A 15,446-nucleotide genomic window follows, 5' to 3' on the forward strand; every position below is an offset into this window, starting at 1 on the left:
CCCTCGGCCGTTATTTCGCCTGACTTTCTTCGGGCGACTTGTCCTTCGTCAGCATCAGACTCAGCACCACCGACGCCAGAATCAGCCCGCCGACAATCGCCAGCGACCATTCCACCGGCATGTGAAACCATGGCATCACCGTCATCTTCCCGCCGATGAACACCAGCACCAGCGCCAGTCCGTACTTGAGCAGATGAAAGCGGTCGGCCATGTCCGCCAGCAAAAAGTACAGCGCCCGCAGGCCCATGATCGCGAAAATGTTCGAGGTGAAAATGATGAACGGATCGGTCGTCACCGCGAAAATCGCCGGGATGCTGTCGACCGCAAACATCAGGTCGCTGGCCTCGATCAGCACCAGCACCAGAAACATCGGCGTGGCCCAGCGCACACCGTTCTGCAGCACAAAAAAGCGCTCGCCGTGAAAACCGTTGGTGATCCGCAGATGTCCGCGCACCCAGCGCAGCAGCGGGTTGTTATCGAGATCCGGTTGCTGCTCGGCGAACACCAGCATCTTGATCCCGGTGATGATCAGGAACACGCCGAACACATACAGCAGCCAAGTGAATTGCGACACCAGCCATACGCCGGCAAAAATCATCGCCGCGCGCATCACGATCGCCCCGAGCACGCCGTACAGCAGCACCCGGCGCTGCAACTCCGGCGGCACGGCGAAGTAGCTGAAAATCATCACGAAGACGAACATGTTATCGATCGACAGCGACTGCTCGATCAAGTAACCGGTGAGAAATTCCAGGGTCTTGACCTTGGCGATTTCGGGACCGAATTCGCCGTTGAGGTACCACCAGAGCAACCCGGCGAAGGCCATCGCCAGCATGCACCAGGCAATCACCCAGCATGAGGCTTCCCGTACCGAGACCCGATGCGCCTTGCGCCCACCGAAGACGAACAGGTCGACGGCCAGCATGGCGAGGACAAAAACGATGAAGGCGACCCACATCCAGGGTTCGCCGATGTTGATGGGGTGCATGCCGTTCTCCCTGTCTTTCTGTTTGTCGGGGTAGACGGGGCCATGCTAGTAGGAGCTTTCCGACGAAGAAAAATCGTTTATTTCGTGGGTATTGTTCGTTATTAACGAAGTGTCTGCCTTGGCAACGGGGTGACGGAAGGTATTTCAGTCAGTGCTTCTTTGCTAACCTCCCTTCGAGCCAGTCCATCATTCCTTGGGAGTCACGATCATCGAAACGCCAGATCCTCAAGCCGTCTGCAGCCCGATCACCAGCGCTGCCATCTTCATCGTGGCGACCCTTAACGCCGAGGCCGAGGCCGCCGAAAAAATCCGCGGCTGGTGCGCCGATATCGCCGGTCTTACGCGCTCGGTCGGCAAGCGTGTCCCTTCGGGAAACCTGTCCTGTGTTTGCGGGTTCTCTTCCAACGCCTGGGATCGTCTGTTCGGCAGTCCACGCCCGGCATCCTTGCACGACTTTCGCGAATTCGGCGTAGAAGGGCGGCGCGCTGTTTCCACACCTGGCGACTTGCTGCTGCACATTCGTGCCGATCAGATGGACCTGTGTTTCGAGCTGGCAACGCAGTTGATGTCGGCGCTGGACGGCGCCGTGACGGTGACCGACGAAGTACAGGGTTTCCGCTATTTCGACATGCGCAGCATCATCGGTTTTGTCGACGGCACGGAAAATCCGGTCGGCCGCAAAGCCGAGCATTTCACCCTCGTGGGTGATGAAGATCAGACGTTCAGCGGCGGCAGTTACGTGCTGGTGCAGAAGTACCTGCACAACATGAAGGCCTGGAACGAATTGTCGGTCGAAGCGCAGGAGCGGGTGATCGGGCGCACCAAACTGTCTGATATCGAGCTGGACGATTCGGTCAAGCCGAGCAATTCCCACAGCGCGCTGACGACCATCACCAAGGACGGCGAAGAGGTGAAAATCCTGCGCGACAACATGCCGTTCGGCCGACCTGGCGCAGGCGAGTTCGGCACTTATTTCATTGGCTACGCGCGTTCGCCGGAGCCGCTGGAACAGATGCTGGAGAACATGTTTGTCGGCAAGCCACCCGGCAATTACGATCGACTGCTGGATTTCAGCACCGCCGTCACAGGCAGTCTGTTCTTTGTGCCTTCGGCGGATTTGCTGGAAGAACTGGCAGAACCATAGAAAAGCGGCGGGATCAATTGATCCCGCCCTTTTATGTCCCTCTTCAGGTTCTGCACCGGACTGCCAAACACCAAAGTTTTTATTCAATGGTTGGTTGTTTGGTAGTGTGCTTATTCAAGTGGGAATGTTGGATCTAGATAGAGCTTTCCTTTCAACTCGTAATCGAGTTCGTCAGTTTTTATGGAGAATTCAAAGGTCGCTTCAATCCTCTGGTTGGCGTCGTTGCGGGTGAATTTTATGAAGCCACTCCTTGCGCTGTAACCGTTGGGGTAGTGTCCAGCATAGGCGTGGGGGAGGTTCGGGTCGGAGTTGTTGAAAGGATATTCACCAGGCGGCAAGCGTTTTGGAAGAATAATTGAAATCTGATCGTCTGGAAGATCATCTGGTCTTTTTCTATATCCCAGGAGACTGAGGGTGTCTGGGGTCAGGCTTGCGTAAAAGTATCGCTCCGCAATAAATTCAGTACCAAGACCCGGGTGCCTCGGTGCAAAACTTACCCGGAATATGGAAGCTTCTTTTTCCTCATTGGAGAGGACAGTTATAGCTTCATTGTTGCCGTCTAAACCTAGCGCAGCTTTGATTTCTGGCGAGAATTTATCGATTTCCATAATCATTGACCTTCATCAAATTGGTAGTTTGGCAAACGCAATTGTGAATTCTGCCGCTCTTGCAATCCGAATCTAGTTGTCTTTTTTTTTATTTACAACTGTCAGAATTGGCAGTTGCTTATAAGTTGAAAACGTGGGTTTGTGTCTGGAAATATGTGCCGCGAACAGGCTCACGGCACACGTTTAAAGCGCGGACTCACAGGGTGAGAGTCAATCAACGCTCGCTGGAAAGCGCGGGTGTACGTGGGGGAATCCGGCGCTTCGACCCGGTGGCTTCAAACGCCGCCGCCAGTCGCAGCAGCGTCGAGTCGTCATAGGCGCGCCCGGCAAACGTCAGACCCACCGGCATGCCGATATCGGCCATCACGCCCATCGGCACGGTGACGGTCGGTACGCCGAGGTGGCGGATTGCGAGGTTGCCGTTGGCGACCCAGATACCGTTGCTCCAGGCGATGTCCGCCGAGGCCGGGTTGACGTCGGCGTCGGCCGGGCCCACGTCGGCGTTGGTCGGGAACAATACGGCGTCGAGGCCGAGGCGATCCATCCAGTCTTCGAGGTCGAGCTTGCGAGTCTTCTCCAGACCGCGCAGGCCGTCCGGCAGGGTCGGGATCTGATCCCACGGTGTGATGCCACGCTGGGCCATGCGCACGTATTCGTCCATGCCGGCGGCGAGGTCGCCTTCACGGTTGGGCAGGGTGCCCGGGTCGTGGGGGAAGATTTTCGGGCCGTCGACGTCCGCCAGTCGATTGAGTTTCGGGTCGCCGTTGGCGCGCAGGAAATCATCGAAGGCCCAGGCCGACAGGTCCCACAGTTCGTGGTGCATGAACTCTTTGGAGACGATGCCGCGATTGAACACGGTCGGTGCGCCCGGACGATCACCTTCGCAGTTGGAGACCAGCGGGAAATCCACTTCGATCACTTCGGCGCCGGCGGCTTCGAGGGCCTGACGGGCCTGTTTCCACAGATCGATCACCGAGGCGCGGGTGTTGATGCGCTGCCCGGTCGGGCCGCCGATGCCCGGTTCTTCGCTGGTGCCGGCTTCAGGGTCGGCATTGATGTACATGCGCGGCACGCCCAGGCGTTTGCCGGCCAGTGCATCGCTCTTCACTGCCAGATCGAGATAGGAAGTCGGACGCACCGAGGCGACGCTCGGGATCGGAACCCAGGGTTGCAGGCGCCACAGGTCGCCACGGGTGTCGCTGTCTTCGGCGACCACCACGTCGAGCACTTCCAGCAGGTCGGCCATGGTGCGGGCGTAGGGCACCACCACGTCCATGGTCGGCGTCAGCGGCCAGTTGCCGCGTACCGAGATCACGCCGCGCGACGGCGTGTAGGCGCACAGCCCGTTATTCGAGGCAGGGCCGCGACCGCTCGACCAGGTTTCTTCCGCCAGACCAAATGCCGAGAAGCTCGCAGCGGTGGCGGTGCCGGCACCGTTCGATGAGCCGGAAGCAAACGGTGCAGTCAGATAATCAGCGTTATACGGGCTTTCGGCACGGCCATAGACCCCGCGCTGCATCCCGCCATTGGCCATCGGCGGCATGTTGGTCTTGCCCAGGCAGATCGCACCGCCCGCACGCAGGCGCTCAATGGTGAACGCATCGCGCTGGGCTACGAGATCGGCGAAGGCCGGGCTGCCGGACGCGGCGGTCAGGCCTTTGACCAGATAGCTGTCCTTGGCGGTGTAGGGGATGCCGTCCAGCGGACCGAGGGTTTCGCCCTTGGCACGACGGGCGTCCGAGGCTTGCGCTTCTTTCAGTGCGTCGGGGTTACGCACGATCACCGCGTTCAGCGCAGTGGCGGTGTCAGGGCCGTCATAGGCGTCGATGCGCGCCAGATAGGCCTGCACCAGCTCGACCGCCGTGGTCTGGCCGGATTCGAGCGCCGCGCGCAATTGGGCAATGGAAACTTCAGTGACTTCGATCATGCTGTTACCGCCGACAGGTTCGCTAAAGGGTGGTTGATCATTGTTATCGTCGAAAGATGTCAAAGGTTCTTGATGGGCGAAACTCTACCCTGAAATTTGCCCAATGGCATGTATAAAGTCGATAAATATCGGTTAATTTCATCGGGAAAACTCTCCCGGCGTCTCGCCGAACTGTTGGCGAAACGCCGCAATAAAGGCCGATGTCGAGTCATAACCACAGGCCAAAGCCACGTCGGTGACGCGTTCGCCGCGTTCCAGCGGCGTCAGCGCACCCAGCAGACGCAGGCGCTGGCGCCAGGTGCGGAAGGTCAAACCGGTGTCGCGCAGGAACAGCCGAGTCAGAGTTTTCTCGGTTACGCCGAATTTTTCGCTCCAGTGCGCCAAGGTGGTCTGCTGTTCCGGATGTTGCTCCAGACTCTGATAGATCTGGCGCAAGCGACTGTCCTGCGGCAGTGGCAGCATCAGGTCGATGGGCGGCGCCTCGGCCAGTTGATCGAGGATCACCTGGGCCAGACGCCCGTGCGAGCCGCTCTGGTCATATTCGACAGGTATCTGACTGAAGGCCCGAATCAGCTCACGCAAAAGATCACTGACGCCGAGCACATGACAACGCTCCGGCGCCCAGTCGGCGACGCTGCAATCGATGTACAGGCTGCGCATTTCCGTGTGCGGCGAACTGAACACCCGATGCGGCACACCCGCCGGAATCCACACCGCCCGCTCCGGCGGCGCAACGAAACGACCGACGGCAGTCTGTACTTCGAGTACGCCCTGAATCGCGTAGGACAACTGCACCCACGGATGACTGTGGCGGCGGGTGAGCGCACGATTGGGCAGCGATTCGGTGCGCCCATACAGTGGACGCGGCAGGCTGGGCAGCCCGGGAATGCTGCGTCTGACGCTCTTGTCGTGTCCTTTTGGCGGCATCTGTGGTTTCTTCGGCGTTAGTCGGTAATTTCCAGTCACGTTAGAGTCGCTTCCACGTACTGGCAACCCCCGGATGAACAAACCATGACGCGCCCACGATTTTTGCCCGACAACTTCACCCTGACCCTGATCGGCGTGGTGCTGCTGGCCAGCTTCCTGCCCGCCAGCGGTCAGGTCGCGACCGGTTTCGGCTGGCTGACCAACATCGCCATTGCGCTGCTGTTTTTCCTGCACGGCGCCAAGCTGTCGCGTGAATCGATCATCGCTGGCGCCGGCCACTGGCGCCTGCATTTGCTGGTGTTCGGCCTGACGTTTGTCCTGTTCCCGCTACTGGGGTTGGCGCTCAAGCCGCTGTTGTCGCCGCTGATCGGCGATCAGCTGTACATGGGCATGCTGTATCTGTGTGCACTGCCGGCCACGGTGCAGTCGGCGATTGCCTTCACTTCGCTGGCGCGGGGCAATATTCCGGCGGCGATCTGCAGTGCGGCGGCGTCCAGTTTGTTCGGGATTTTCCTCACGCCGCTGCTGGTGACGCTGCTACTGAACGTCCACGGCGACGGCGGCTCGACCCTCGACGCAATCGTGAAAATCAGCGTGCAATTGCTGCTGCCGTTCATTGCCGGCCAGATTGCCCGTCGCTGGATCGGCGCCTGGGTCGGTCGCAACAAGAACTGGCTGAAATTCGTCGATCAGGGCTCGATTCTGCTGGTGGTCTACGGCGCGTTCAGCGAGGCAGTGAACGAGGGCATCTGGCACCAGATTCCGGTGATCGACCTGCTGGGGCTGGTGGTGGTGTGCTGCATCCTGCTGGCGCTGGTGCTGCTGGCGTCCACGCTGCTGGGCAGGGCGTTCGGTTTCAGTCTTGAGGATCGCATCACCATTCTGTTCTGCGGTTCGAAAAAGAGCCTGGCCACTGGCGTGCCGATGGCGCAGGTGTTTTTCGCCGGCAGCACGATTGGCGTGTTGATTCTGCCGCTGATGCTGTTCCATCAGATTCAACTGATGGTCTGCGCGGTGCTGGCGCAGCGGTATGCGAAGCGGCAGGAATCGGTGCCTGAACTGATGGCCCAAGTCGATCCTTGATCCTCATCGAGCGGGCCAGCGGGTATGCAGGAACTCCTGCAAAAAATCGGTGAAGGCCTTGACCTTGGCAGTCATGGCCGCCCGTTCCTGTACACAGGCATAGATCTCGAGCGGTGCGGCGCTGGCAAAGGTCGAGCCGCCGCCCGGTTCGAATAAAGAGACCAGTTGACCACTTTCCAGATAGGGCGCGGCAACGAATTCCGCCAGTCGGGTGACCCCGGCACCATGAGCAGCCATTTGCGCCAGGGCGTCGATATCGTCGCTGATGGCGGTCGCATTGATCGCAGCCTCAAAGCGCTGACCCTGCTCAACGAACCACCAGCGCAGTAACCGTCCGTCCAGCGGATAGCGGAACGCCAGACAGGCGTGCTGTTGAAGATCCGCCGGAGTAGAAGGACGACCGGCCTTTTGCAGGTAGTCAGGGCTGGCGCAAATCACGAACGGCACCGTCGCAACCTTGCGCGCGATGATGCCGTCTTCCAGTTGCGGCTCGATGCGCAGACTCAGGTCGATACCTTCGTGGAGGTGATTGATTTTGCGGTCGGTCGTCGAGAGCTCAAGCGTCAACTGCGGGTAGCGTTCGGCGAAACCGGCAATGACCGGGGCCAGTACATGGCGCCCGAACCCGGCGGTGGAGGCGATACTCAAGTGTCCCTGGAGTTGCGTCTGCGCGTGGCTGATGGCGCTCTGCGCGGACTCCAGATCGAGCGCGATACGTTTTACTTTCTCGAAATACACCGAACCGCTCTCCGTCAGCGCCATGCTGCGGGTGGTGCGTTGCAGCAGGCGTGTGTCGAGGTGATTTTCAAGGCGACCAAGGGTCTGACTGACGGCGGCGGCACTCACCCCGAGGATTTTGGCGGCGCCGACAATCGATCCCGCCTCAACGACTTTGATAAAACAATCGATTGCACCCAAGAGGTTCATGCGTGGATCCCGGCGAGGACGAATTAATAAGATTTTGTTTATAAAGTGCTCACGGCGATCAGTCTAGTTACGGCTTGGCAGACTTGTTAGGGTGCTCGGCGCCTATCCACTTCGGCCAACAAGGACTGACATGAATCAGAGACTATCCCCAAGAACCACAGTATTCAGCCCGCGCAAGCTGTCTGCCCGTGCCATGCCGTACGTATTTGCGTTGTACATGGCGACAATCATGGCGTTTCTGATGTCGCTGGTGATCACCGCCTCCAATTTCGGAATTGATGCCGATTACCTTAGCAATGCGCTGCACGCCTACAAACTGGCGATGCCCGTGGCATTTCTGTGCATTCTCGTGGTCCGGCCGATTGTGGTGAAACTGGTCGCACTGACCGTCCACCCGCACGCCTGATTTGGAGGCACGCTACAAGGCCCCGGCGTATTTCACCGCCGCCGCTGCCCGCGACGGCACGTTGAGCACCCGCAACAACGACGACACATGAATCCGCACCGTGAACGGCGAAATATCCAGTTCGCGGGCGATTTCCTTGTTGGTCTTGCCTTGGGCGATCAGCCGCAGCACATCCTGCTGACGCGGGGTGAGGGCGGTGCCGGAGTCCAGCGGCAGCAGGCCGGACGGGGCGAATTTCACCAGAACCTCACCTTCACGAATCGCCCGGATCGCCTGACCGATCTCGTCGGGGGCGATGTTCTTGCCGATAAAACCATCGATGCCGGCCGCCATGACTTCACCGATCAGCGCCTCGTCATCGACCATCGACACCACAATCAGCGTGGTTCGCGGCAAACGCCGGCGCAGCTCCGCGAGCTGGGTCACACAGGTCAGGCCGGGAAAGCGCAGGTCGAGGATCAAGGTGTCAGGCTCATCGCCCGCCGGCAGCAGGGCGAGCACGGTGTCGAGGTCGCCGGCTTCTTCGATCAGGGCTTCGGGCAGCAAACGCTGGACGGTGCGCAGCAGCGCTTCGCGAAACAACGGGTGATCGTCGGCTATGATGATTCGGCACGCCATGGCGCAACCCTCCCTGGGTCTGCATTGCTCATGGCATGCACCTTAGCATCGGGCGAAGGCATTGCCTGTTGATTCGTGCGTTTATGACGACTGCTGCACAAGGACGTTCCCCCATGAAGTTCGAAAAGAACACCGAGCTCGACCAGGCCAATCTGCGCATCATCATCGCCAGCATCGCGCTGGTTTACATGGCCGTGCTCGGTTTCCTGCCGGGCCAGCGCTTCGATACCTATCTGCCGGTGGTCACTTACATTTCCCTGTTTCTGCTGGCCTCCGTCGTGCTGCGCCAGGCCATTGTGCGCTGGCCGGGGCATTATCCGGCGCGGCGGATTTTCGGCATGCTCCACGATTACACCGGCACCAGTTTCGGGCTGGTGGTCGGCGGCGAGGCGGCGTTGCCCATCTATGCCGTCATGGTCTGGGTCAATCTCGGCAACGGCATGCGCTACGGCTCACGCTACCTGGCGATCGCGACGGTGCTGGCGTTGCTGGCGCTGCTGGCGGTCTATCGGTTGACGCCGTACTGGCAGGCGCAACCGTTCATGGTGTTGATGCTGATGATCACCAGCACGGTGATTCCGGTGTATGCGCACCTGCTGCTGGAGCGCACGCGCAAGGCATCGGAAGAAGCGGTCGCTGCGAACCTTGAGAAGTCGCGTTTCCTGGCTCAGGCCAGTCATGACCTGCGTCAGCCGATCCACTCCATCGGCTTGTTTACCGCATGCCTGCGTGAGTCGCGGCTGGGCGAAGAGGAGCGGCGGCTGGTGGACAGCATCGACCGTTCGCTGCTCAACGTGTCGCAGTTGTTTCGTTCGATTCTCGATCTCTACACCCTCGACAACGGGCGGATTCTGCCCCGGTTGCAGACGCTTGAGCTGGGCGAGTGGCTGACGGATCTGATCCGGCAGAACACTGAAGCCGCACGCTGGGCGGGTGTGGAGTTGCGTTTGCGGCCTTGTGAACACTGGGTGCGCACCGATCCGGCGTTGCTGGCGACCATGGTCCAGAACGTGCTCTCCAACTGCTTCAAATACGGTGCGCAGCGGCCAGTGCTGATCGGTGTGCGCAAGCGCGGCGCGGGGTTGGCCATCGCGATCTATGACCGGGGCAGCGGGATCGCCGAAGAGCATTTGCCCAAGGTGTTCGAGGAGTTTTATCGGGTTCGCCAGTTGCGCGACAAGGACGTCGAAGGCGTGGGCCTGGGGCTCTCGATTGTCCGGCGTCTGGGGCAGTTGATCGGTGTCGACGTCGCGATCCGCTCACGGCTGGGGCATGGCACGGCGGTGACCCTGCATGGACTGCCGCTTGCGCCGCCGCAGGTGCCGGTCAATCGTGAAGAGGCTCGGCAAATCGGTTTGCTGACGGGGTTGAAGGTGTGCCTGGTGGAGGATGATCGCAACGTTCTGCTGGCGACCTCGGCGTTGCTCGAGCGTTGGGGCTGCGTTGTGCAGGCCGAGTTGAGCGGGCAGGGCCTGATCACGGACTGCGACATCATCGTTGCCGACTATGACCTCGGTGCGCACAGCACCGGCATCGAGTGCATCGATGAGGTTCGCCGTCAGCGCGGTTATGCGGTGCCGGCCATGATCATCACCGGGCACGACATCGAAAAAATTCAGGCGGCCCTGCACGATCGCCAGATCGCCATTCTGTCCAAGCCGGTACGCCCGGCCGAGCTGCGCGCGACCCTGCGTGCGCTGCGCGACCGGCAGACCGAAGGGGTCAGCGCTTACACAGATAATCCTGCGTGATGGTGGTTTGCAGGCAGTTGTACTGGCCCATGGTGCGGCAGATGTTTTTCTCCGAGCCTGATACTTCGGCGCTCTTGTAGCCCCAGACCTTGCAACGGGCTTCTGCCGTGGCCAACCCTTGAGCGGCGGAGGTTTGCCCGCTTTCGAACTGGCCCAGTTCATAGGAGACCTGGACAACGCCGTCGGTTTTGCTGCCGCCGGTGGCTTCCCATTGCTTGGGGGTGGCGCAGCCGGTGAGAACGACGGCCGCGAGGCTGAGGGTGGCGATGAGTGTTTTCATGGTCGAACGGAATCCTTTACCGGATGAGAAGAGGCGTTGAACGGTTTTCCTGCGCCGGATTACTGGTACGGAATCGGCGACGCGCCTTTGGGCAGGCAGGACAGCGGAGGCGTCATGATGCCCATGCTCGCCACCGCGATGATTGCGCCGCTGGGCAATTCGCAGTTGTATTCGCCGGCGGCGGTGTAGGCGGTGTAATAGGTCAGCGTGCTGTCGTTGCGGATGTTGCCGATCTTGGTGACCGGTTGGCCGATGACGGTCTGGGCACGCTCACGCATGCTGTCTTCGGTGGGTTTGGCGGTCTGGCAACCGCTGGCGCCGAGTAGCAGGGCACCGAGAACCGTGATCTTGGCGAGGCTGAGCTGCAGTTTCATGGTGTTTCTTCCTTGGTGTTGTTGTTTTTCCAGGCACAACGATCCCGCGCACTGCACAGCGGCAATGTTGGGGAGCGTCGGGGGTTGCGAGGGAATATAACGCCAGGGATCGGGGTGGTCGATTAGCACAAATGTGCTAGTGCGGCGCAACCAGCGGTGGGCTGATTGCGCCGATAGCGGTTATTGAGGGCTGTTGAACTGGTCGGAATAGCTGCCGCTCATGAGGGCGGAAGCCACCTGGTCCGAACCGACGCCTGCGCGGGAGTAGGCGAGCCGGTTGGCACCGACCTTGTCTGCGCCATCGGCGGCGACTGCGCCTGCGCCGACGTGATCCGCACCGTCAGAAGCAACGGCTCCGGCGCCGACGTGATCGGAGCCGTCAGAAGCAACAGCACCAGCGCCGACGTGATCCGCGCCGTCGGAAGCAACGGCTCCAGCGCCGACGTGATCGGAACCGTCAGAAGCAACGGCTCCAGCGCCGACGTGATCCGCGCCGTCGGAAGCAACGGCGCCAGCGCCGACGTGATCGGAACCGTCAGAGGCAACGGCGCCAGCGCCAACGTGATCGGAACCGTCAGAAGCAACGGCGCCAGCGCCAACGTGATCGGAGCCGTCGGAGGCAACGGCTCCGGCGCCGACGTGGTCCGCGCCGTCAGAAGCTACCGCGCCAGCACCGACATGATCGGAGCCGTCAGAGGCAACGGCGCCGGCGCCAACATGATCCGCACCATCAGAAGCAACCGCCCCCGCCCCCACATGATCCGCCCCATCCGACGCCAATGCCTGCGCCTGCGCAGCCCAGACATTGGGCATTGCCACCGTTGCCGCAACTGCCAGGACGAAGCCCGGCCAAAGCGTGTGCTTCATGATTTTCTCCACGCCCCATCAGCCACACAGCAGCCGAGCATTACCCGTCATTCGTTTATCGACGGAAGGCTCGTTGGCCCGGGGTCAACCAGATTGGTGAATGGCACGGGGCACCGGAGGGTGCACGGGTGTCGACGGTTTACAGGAAATCTGGACAGCGAACTGAAAAGTATAGTTCGCCCTTGGCGGGAGGCAGGCTGAAGGGGCGTGAAGGCGATAGTCGGTTAGCTTCCTTGCAGGCCTGCGCTAGAAAACAAACAGTCTAAAAAACGCGTAGCGCAATGCAGTGTGTTTGCTAGGCTCAAGAATGTAGGCGAAGACGCAGACTGATGCGCAAGCGGATAGCAAGGGGACGTGGGGCGCGTTCCGAAGGGTACACGGTTAGAAAGATCTCCGCGCTGAGATCCAGCCCTTATGCCGTGTGAAGCAGCCGAGACCGTACCCCTTTCAATTTGGTCCGGTACTGTGAGAAGCCTGATAAACCTTGTAAGCCAGAGACCAGCACTGGCCGCCTACTCGAACACCAAAGCCCGCCTTGTGCGGGCTTTGACGTTTTCGGGCTTTAGATGCTGGCCAGCGCCTGCGCCAGATCGGCACGCAGGTCTTCGATGTCCTCGACGCCCACCGACAGACGCACCAGGCTGTCACCGATGCCGAGTTTGGCACGGGTTTCGGCCGGAATGGTCGCGTGAGTCATGATTGCCGGGTGCTCGATCAGGCTTTCCACACCGCCAAGGCTTTCGGCCAGGGCGAAGATCTGCACGTTCTCCAGGAAGCGCCGGGCGCCGGCCAGATCACTGTTCAGATCCAGGGAAATCATCCCGCCGAACCCACGCATCTGACGCTTGGCCAGTTCGTGCTGCGGATGGGATTCCAGACCCGGGTAGTAGACGCGTTTGACCTGCGGCTGTTGCTCCAGCCAGCGCGCCAGATCCAGCGCATTGCTGCAATGACGCTCCATACGCAGCGCCAGCGTCTTCACGCCACGCAGGGTGAGGAACGCGTCGAACGGGCCGGAGATGGCACCGACTGCGTTCTGCAGAAAGCCCAGACGCTCGGCCAGCGCAGGATTGTCGCCAACCACGGCAATCCCCCCGATCACGTCGGAGTGACCGTTCAGGTATTTGGTGGTCGAGTGCAGCACGATGTCGAAACCCAGTTCCAGCGGACGCTGGATCCACGGGCTGGCGAAGGTGTTGTCGGCCACGCAGATGATCCCGCGCGCCTTGCAGATACGGGCGATGGCGGCGAGGTCGGACAGACCCAGCAGCGGGTTGGTCGGGCTCTCCACGATCACCATGCGCGTGTCGTCCTGCAACGACGCTTCGAACGCCGACAGATCCGCCAGATCGACGTAGCTGAAACGATGCCCGGCACTGCGCTGACGCACCTTGTCGAAGAGACGGAAAGTGCCGCCGTACAGGTCATTGCCGGACACGATGTGCGAGCCGGCGTCGAGCAGTTCGAGCACGGTGGAAATCGTCGCCAGCCCGGACGCGAAGGCGAACGCCTGGGTGCCGCCCTCCAGATCCGCCACGCAGCGCTCCAAGGCAAAGCGCGTCGGGTTGTGCGAGCGGCCGTAGTCAAACCCCTTGTGCACGCCGGGGCTGTCTTGCAGGTACGTGGAGTTGGCGTAGATCGGCGGCATCAGCGCGCCGGTGGTCGGGTCCGGCGTTTGCCCGGCGTGGATCACGCGGGTGGCGAAGCCTTGTTGACGGGCGTTCTTGTCGTGCTGGCTCATGCCAGGGATCTCCGTAATTGATTGAGCATGTCGACGCGGGTGATCAGGCCATGGAAGCCTGAAACGTCGGCAATGATGGCCACCAGACCGCTGCTGAGTACGGCTTCCAGTTCAGCCAGCGTCGCGCCGGGGGCGAGGGTTTGCAACTTGTCGGTCATCGCGCTGGCGACGGGTTTGCTGAAGAGCGAGGCGTCTTCGTGCACACGCACCAGAATGTCCGATTCGTCGATCACGCCGACCAGTTGCTTGCCATCCACCAGCACCGGCAGTTGCGAAACATCGGCCAGGCGCATGCGTTGGAACGCGGTCATCAGCGTATCGTCCGGGCCGACGCTGACGACTTTGCCGTCTTCGAAGCGTCGGGCAATCAGGTCGCGCAGGTCGCCGTAGCGTTTGCGCTGCAGCAGGCCCTGATCGGTCATCCACTGGTCGTTGTAGACCTTCGACAGATATCGGGTGCCGGTGTCGCAGACGAAGCTGACCACGCGTTTCGGCTCGGTCTGTTCGCGGCAGTAGCGCAGCGCGGCAGCGAGCAGGGTGCCGGTGGACGAACCACCGAGAATGCCTTCGGCTTTCAGCAGCTGGCGCGCGTGATCGAAGCTTTCCTCGTCGCTGATCGAGTAGGCGTTGCGCACGCTCGACAGGTCGGTGATCGACGGAATGAAGTCCTCACCGATGCCTTCCACCGCCCACGAACCTGCGGTGCCGAGATGCTTGCTGCGGCTGTATTCAGCCATCACCGAACCGACCGGATCGGCCAGGACCATTTCCAGATCCGGTTGCACGCGCTTGAAGAAGCGGGTCAGGCCGGTCAGCGTGCCGGCCGAGCCGACGCCGACCACGATCGCGTCCAGGTCATGCTCGGTCTGGGCCCAGATTTCCGGCCCGGTGCTGCACTCGTGGGCCAGCGGGTTGGCCGGGTTGTTGAACTGGTCGGCGAAGAACGCGCCGGGAATGTCCTTGGCCAGACGCGCGGCGACATCCTGGTAATACTCGGGATGACCCTTGCCGACATCGGAGCGGGTGATGTGCACTTCGGCGCCCATGGCCTTGAGGTGCAGGACTTTCTCGGTGGACATTTTGTCCGGCACCACCAGCACGACGCGGTAGCCCTTGGCGCGGCCGACCAGGGCCAGGCCCAGACCGGTGTTGCCGGCGGTGGCCTCGACAATCGTGCCACCCGGTTGCAGACGACCGTCGCGCTCAGCGGCGTCGATCATGGCCAGACCGATGCGGTCCTTGATCGAGCCGCCGGGGTTCTGTGATTCGAGTTTGAGAAACAGGGTGCAGGGACCGGTATCGAAGCGGGTGACTTGTACCAGCGGCGTATTGCCGATCAGCCCAAGTACGGCAGGGCGTGAATCCTTTGACATCTCTTCACCTCTTTGTGGTGTTGATCGCGTTCCATTCGCGGGGAAAAAGCTCGCGTGCAACATAGGCTCAGACCTGAGCTGTCGCAACCTTTAAACGGCCGGAAATACTGCCATTTCGATCTAACGATAGAACGAAATCAGCGAGGGGCAGGAATCGATTTGCAGGGGTTTATACGCAGGCGCCATCGAGTATTGAAAGGGCGTCTTCAGCGTCATGAAGCGCTTGATCCGATAGGAAAAATCTTGCAGCTAAAAATGCTGATTGATTGCTCGTCAGAACGTGAAATACACACAGCCGCAAAGTCGCGTCATACCAGTCTCCGGTGCCGGGAAGATTTTTTTCGCCGCGATTTACCGGGTATGCAGCGTTTGCAATCCCGGGCGATACACGATTAATATACGATCCATATACACTTCGTATCGGATATTGCC

At 60.7% G+C, this 15,446-nt stretch carries 15 protein-coding genes; 4 read left to right on the plus strand and 11 right to left on the minus strand.

Translation table 11 applies throughout. The features are described 5' to 3' along the window. Nucleotides 1–10: 10 nt before the first annotated feature. A complete protein-coding gene (locus tag CAG25_RS19895) occupies nucleotides 11–988 on the minus strand; it encodes a TerC family protein (protein WP_085610562.1) in 978 nt (325 codons plus the stop codon). A 193-nt stretch (nucleotides 989–1,181) separates the two neighbouring features. On the opposite strand from CAG25_RS19895, the gene CAG25_RS19900 reads away from it, so the two are divergent. Continuing rightward, nucleotides 1,182–2,132 (plus strand): Dyp-type peroxidase, encoded by a 951-nt coding sequence (locus tag CAG25_RS19900; protein ID WP_085610561.1) that lies wholly within the window; start codon nucleotides 1,182–1,184, stop codon nucleotides 2,130–2,132. Between the two features lie 110 nt (nucleotides 2,133–2,242). On the opposite strand, the gene CAG25_RS19905 is transcribed toward CAG25_RS19900, so the two are convergent. The 3 genes from CAG25_RS19905 to CAG25_RS19915 all read right to left on the minus strand — a co-directional run bounded on the left by CAG25_RS19905 (nucleotide 2,243) and on the right by CAG25_RS19915 (nucleotide 5,594). Further along, a complete protein-coding gene (locus tag CAG25_RS19905) occupies nucleotides 2,243–2,740 on the minus strand; it encodes a hypothetical protein (RefSeq protein ID WP_143492863.1) in 498 nt (165 codons plus the stop codon). Between the two features lie 214 nt (nucleotides 2,741–2,954). Continuing rightward, complete coding sequence (locus CAG25_RS19910; protein WP_085610559.1) at nucleotides 2,955–4,667, minus strand: amidase; 1,713 nt, start codon at nucleotides 4,665–4,667, stop codon at nucleotides 2,955–2,957. A gap of 138 nt (nucleotides 4,668–4,805) precedes the next feature. Next, a complete protein-coding gene (locus CAG25_RS19915; RefSeq protein WP_085610558.1) occupies nucleotides 4,806–5,594 on the minus strand; it encodes a helix-turn-helix transcriptional regulator in 789 nt (262 codons plus the stop codon). Nucleotides 5,595–5,678: 84 nt separating this feature from the next. On the opposite strand from CAG25_RS19915, the gene CAG25_RS19920 reads away from it, so the two are divergent. Beyond that, nucleotides 5,679–6,677, plus strand: a complete 999-nt coding sequence (locus CAG25_RS19920) for a bile acid:sodium symporter family protein (RefSeq protein WP_085610557.1) — start codon at nucleotides 5,679–5,681, stop codon at nucleotides 6,675–6,677. Between the two features lie 3 nt (nucleotides 6,678–6,680). Here the strand turns inward: CAG25_RS19920 and CAG25_RS19925 are convergent, their stop codons facing one another. After that, nucleotides 6,681–7,604, minus strand: coding sequence for a LysR family transcriptional regulator (locus CAG25_RS19925; RefSeq protein ID WP_085610556.1), 924 nt, complete (start codon nucleotides 7,602–7,604; stop codon nucleotides 6,681–6,683). A 130-nt stretch (nucleotides 7,605–7,734) separates the two neighbouring features. On the opposite strand from CAG25_RS19925, the gene CAG25_RS19930 reads away from it, so the two are divergent. Continuing rightward, nucleotides 7,735–8,010 (plus strand): DUF2798 domain-containing protein, encoded by a 276-nt coding sequence (locus CAG25_RS19930; RefSeq protein ID WP_085610555.1) that lies wholly within the window; start codon nucleotides 7,735–7,737, stop codon nucleotides 8,008–8,010. A gap of 12 nt (nucleotides 8,011–8,022) precedes the next feature. Here the strand turns inward: CAG25_RS19930 and CAG25_RS19935 are convergent, their stop codons facing one another. Further along, complete coding sequence (locus CAG25_RS19935; RefSeq protein WP_085610554.1) at nucleotides 8,023–8,628, minus strand: response regulator transcription factor; 606 nt, start codon at nucleotides 8,626–8,628, stop codon at nucleotides 8,023–8,025. A 113-nt stretch (nucleotides 8,629–8,741) separates the two neighbouring features. On the opposite strand from CAG25_RS19935, the gene CAG25_RS19940 reads away from it, so the two are divergent. Then, entirely contained in the window at nucleotides 8,742–10,379 is a 1,638-nt protein-coding gene (locus CAG25_RS19940; RefSeq protein ID WP_085610553.1) for a hybrid sensor histidine kinase/response regulator, read from the plus strand. Here the strand turns inward: CAG25_RS19940 and yecR are convergent. From yecR to CAG25_RS19965, 5 genes are all read right to left on the minus strand, one after another. Then, complete coding sequence (yecR, locus tag CAG25_RS19945) at nucleotides 10,351–10,659, minus strand: YecR family lipoprotein (protein ID WP_085610552.1); 309 nt, start codon at nucleotides 10,657–10,659, stop codon at nucleotides 10,351–10,353. The two genes, CAG25_RS19940 and yecR, sit on opposite strands and share 29 nt — an antisense overlap. 59 nt (nucleotides 10,660–10,718) lie before the next feature. Beyond that, nucleotides 10,719–11,033 carry a hypothetical protein gene (locus tag CAG25_RS19950; protein ID WP_039766904.1) on the minus strand — a complete coding sequence of 105 codons (315 nt, stop codon included), beginning with the start codon at nucleotides 11,031–11,033 and terminating at the stop codon, nucleotides 10,719–10,721. Between the two features lie 180 nt (nucleotides 11,034–11,213). Next, on the minus strand, nucleotides 11,214–11,900 hold the full coding sequence (locus CAG25_RS28900) for a phage infection protein (protein ID WP_256575401.1): 687 nt from the start codon (nucleotides 11,898–11,900) through the stop codon (nucleotides 11,214–11,216). Nucleotides 11,901–12,462: 562 nt separating this feature from the next. Beyond that, nucleotides 12,463–13,641 carry a PLP-dependent aspartate aminotransferase family protein gene (locus CAG25_RS19960; RefSeq protein ID WP_085610551.1) on the minus strand — a complete coding sequence of 393 codons (1,179 nt, stop codon included), beginning with the start codon at nucleotides 13,639–13,641 and terminating at the stop codon, nucleotides 12,463–12,465. After that, nucleotides 13,638–15,014 carry a cystathionine beta-synthase gene (locus tag CAG25_RS19965; RefSeq protein ID WP_085610550.1) on the minus strand — a complete coding sequence of 459 codons (1,377 nt, stop codon included), beginning with the start codon at nucleotides 15,012–15,014 and terminating at the stop codon, nucleotides 13,638–13,640. Before CAG25_RS19965 ends, CAG25_RS19960 begins: the two co-directional genes overlap by 4 nt. Between the last annotated feature and the right edge of the window lie 432 nt (nucleotides 15,015–15,446).

Origin of the sequence: Pseudomonas sp. B16(2017) (assembly GCF_002113205.1) — a bacterium.
GTDB lineage: Bacteria > Pseudomonadota > Gammaproteobacteria > Pseudomonadales > Pseudomonadaceae > Aquipseudomonas > Aquipseudomonas pharyngis.

What these genes read in the sequence shown, in the direction of transcription:
- CAG25_RS19895 (WP_085610562.1), bottom strand. Translation starts at nt 988, where the DNA reads ATGCACCCCATCAACATCGGCGAACCCTGGATGTGGGTCGCCTTCATC.
- CAG25_RS19905 (WP_143492863.1), bottom strand. Translation starts at nt 2,740, where the DNA reads ATGGAAATCGATAAATTCTCGCCAGAAATCAAAGCTGCGCTAGGTTTA.
- CAG25_RS19910 (WP_085610559.1), bottom strand. Translation starts at nt 4,667, where the DNA reads ATGATCGAAGTCACTGAAGTTTCCATTGCCCAATTGCGCGCGGCGCTC.
- CAG25_RS19915 (WP_085610558.1), bottom strand. Translation starts at nt 5,594, where the DNA reads ATGCCGCCAAAAGGACACGACAAGAGCGTCAGACGCAGCATTCCCGGG.
- CAG25_RS19920 (WP_085610557.1), top strand. Translation starts at nt 5,679, where the DNA reads ATGACGCGCCCACGATTTTTGCCCGACAACTTCACCCTGACCCTGATC.
- CAG25_RS19925 (WP_085610556.1), bottom strand. Translation starts at nt 7,604, where the DNA reads ATGAACCTCTTGGGTGCAATCGATTGTTTTATCAAAGTCGTTGAGGCG.
- CAG25_RS19930 (WP_085610555.1), top strand. Translation starts at nt 7,735, where the DNA reads ATGAATCAGAGACTATCCCCAAGAACCACAGTATTCAGCCCGCGCAAG.
- CAG25_RS19935 (WP_085610554.1), bottom strand. Translation starts at nt 8,628, where the DNA reads ATGGCGTGCCGAATCATCATAGCCGACGATCACCCGTTGTTTCGCGAA.
- CAG25_RS19940 (WP_085610553.1), top strand. Translation starts at nt 8,742, where the DNA reads ATGAAGTTCGAAAAGAACACCGAGCTCGACCAGGCCAATCTGCGCATC.
- yecR (WP_085610552.1), bottom strand. Translation starts at nt 10,659, where the DNA reads ATGAAAACACTCATCGCCACCCTCAGCCTCGCGGCCGTCGTTCTCACC.
- CAG25_RS19950 (WP_039766904.1), bottom strand. Translation starts at nt 11,033, where the DNA reads ATGAAACTGCAGCTCAGCCTCGCCAAGATCACGGTTCTCGGTGCCCTG.
- CAG25_RS28900 (WP_256575401.1), bottom strand. Translation starts at nt 11,900, where the DNA reads ATGAAGCACACGCTTTGGCCGGGCTTCGTCCTGGCAGTTGCGGCAACG.
- CAG25_RS19960 (WP_085610551.1), bottom strand. Translation starts at nt 13,641, where the DNA reads ATGAGCCAGCACGACAAGAACGCCCGTCAACAAGGCTTCGCCACCCGC.
- CAG25_RS19965 (WP_085610550.1), bottom strand. Translation starts at nt 15,014, where the DNA reads ATGTCAAAGGATTCACGCCCTGCCGTACTTGGGCTGATCGGCAATACG.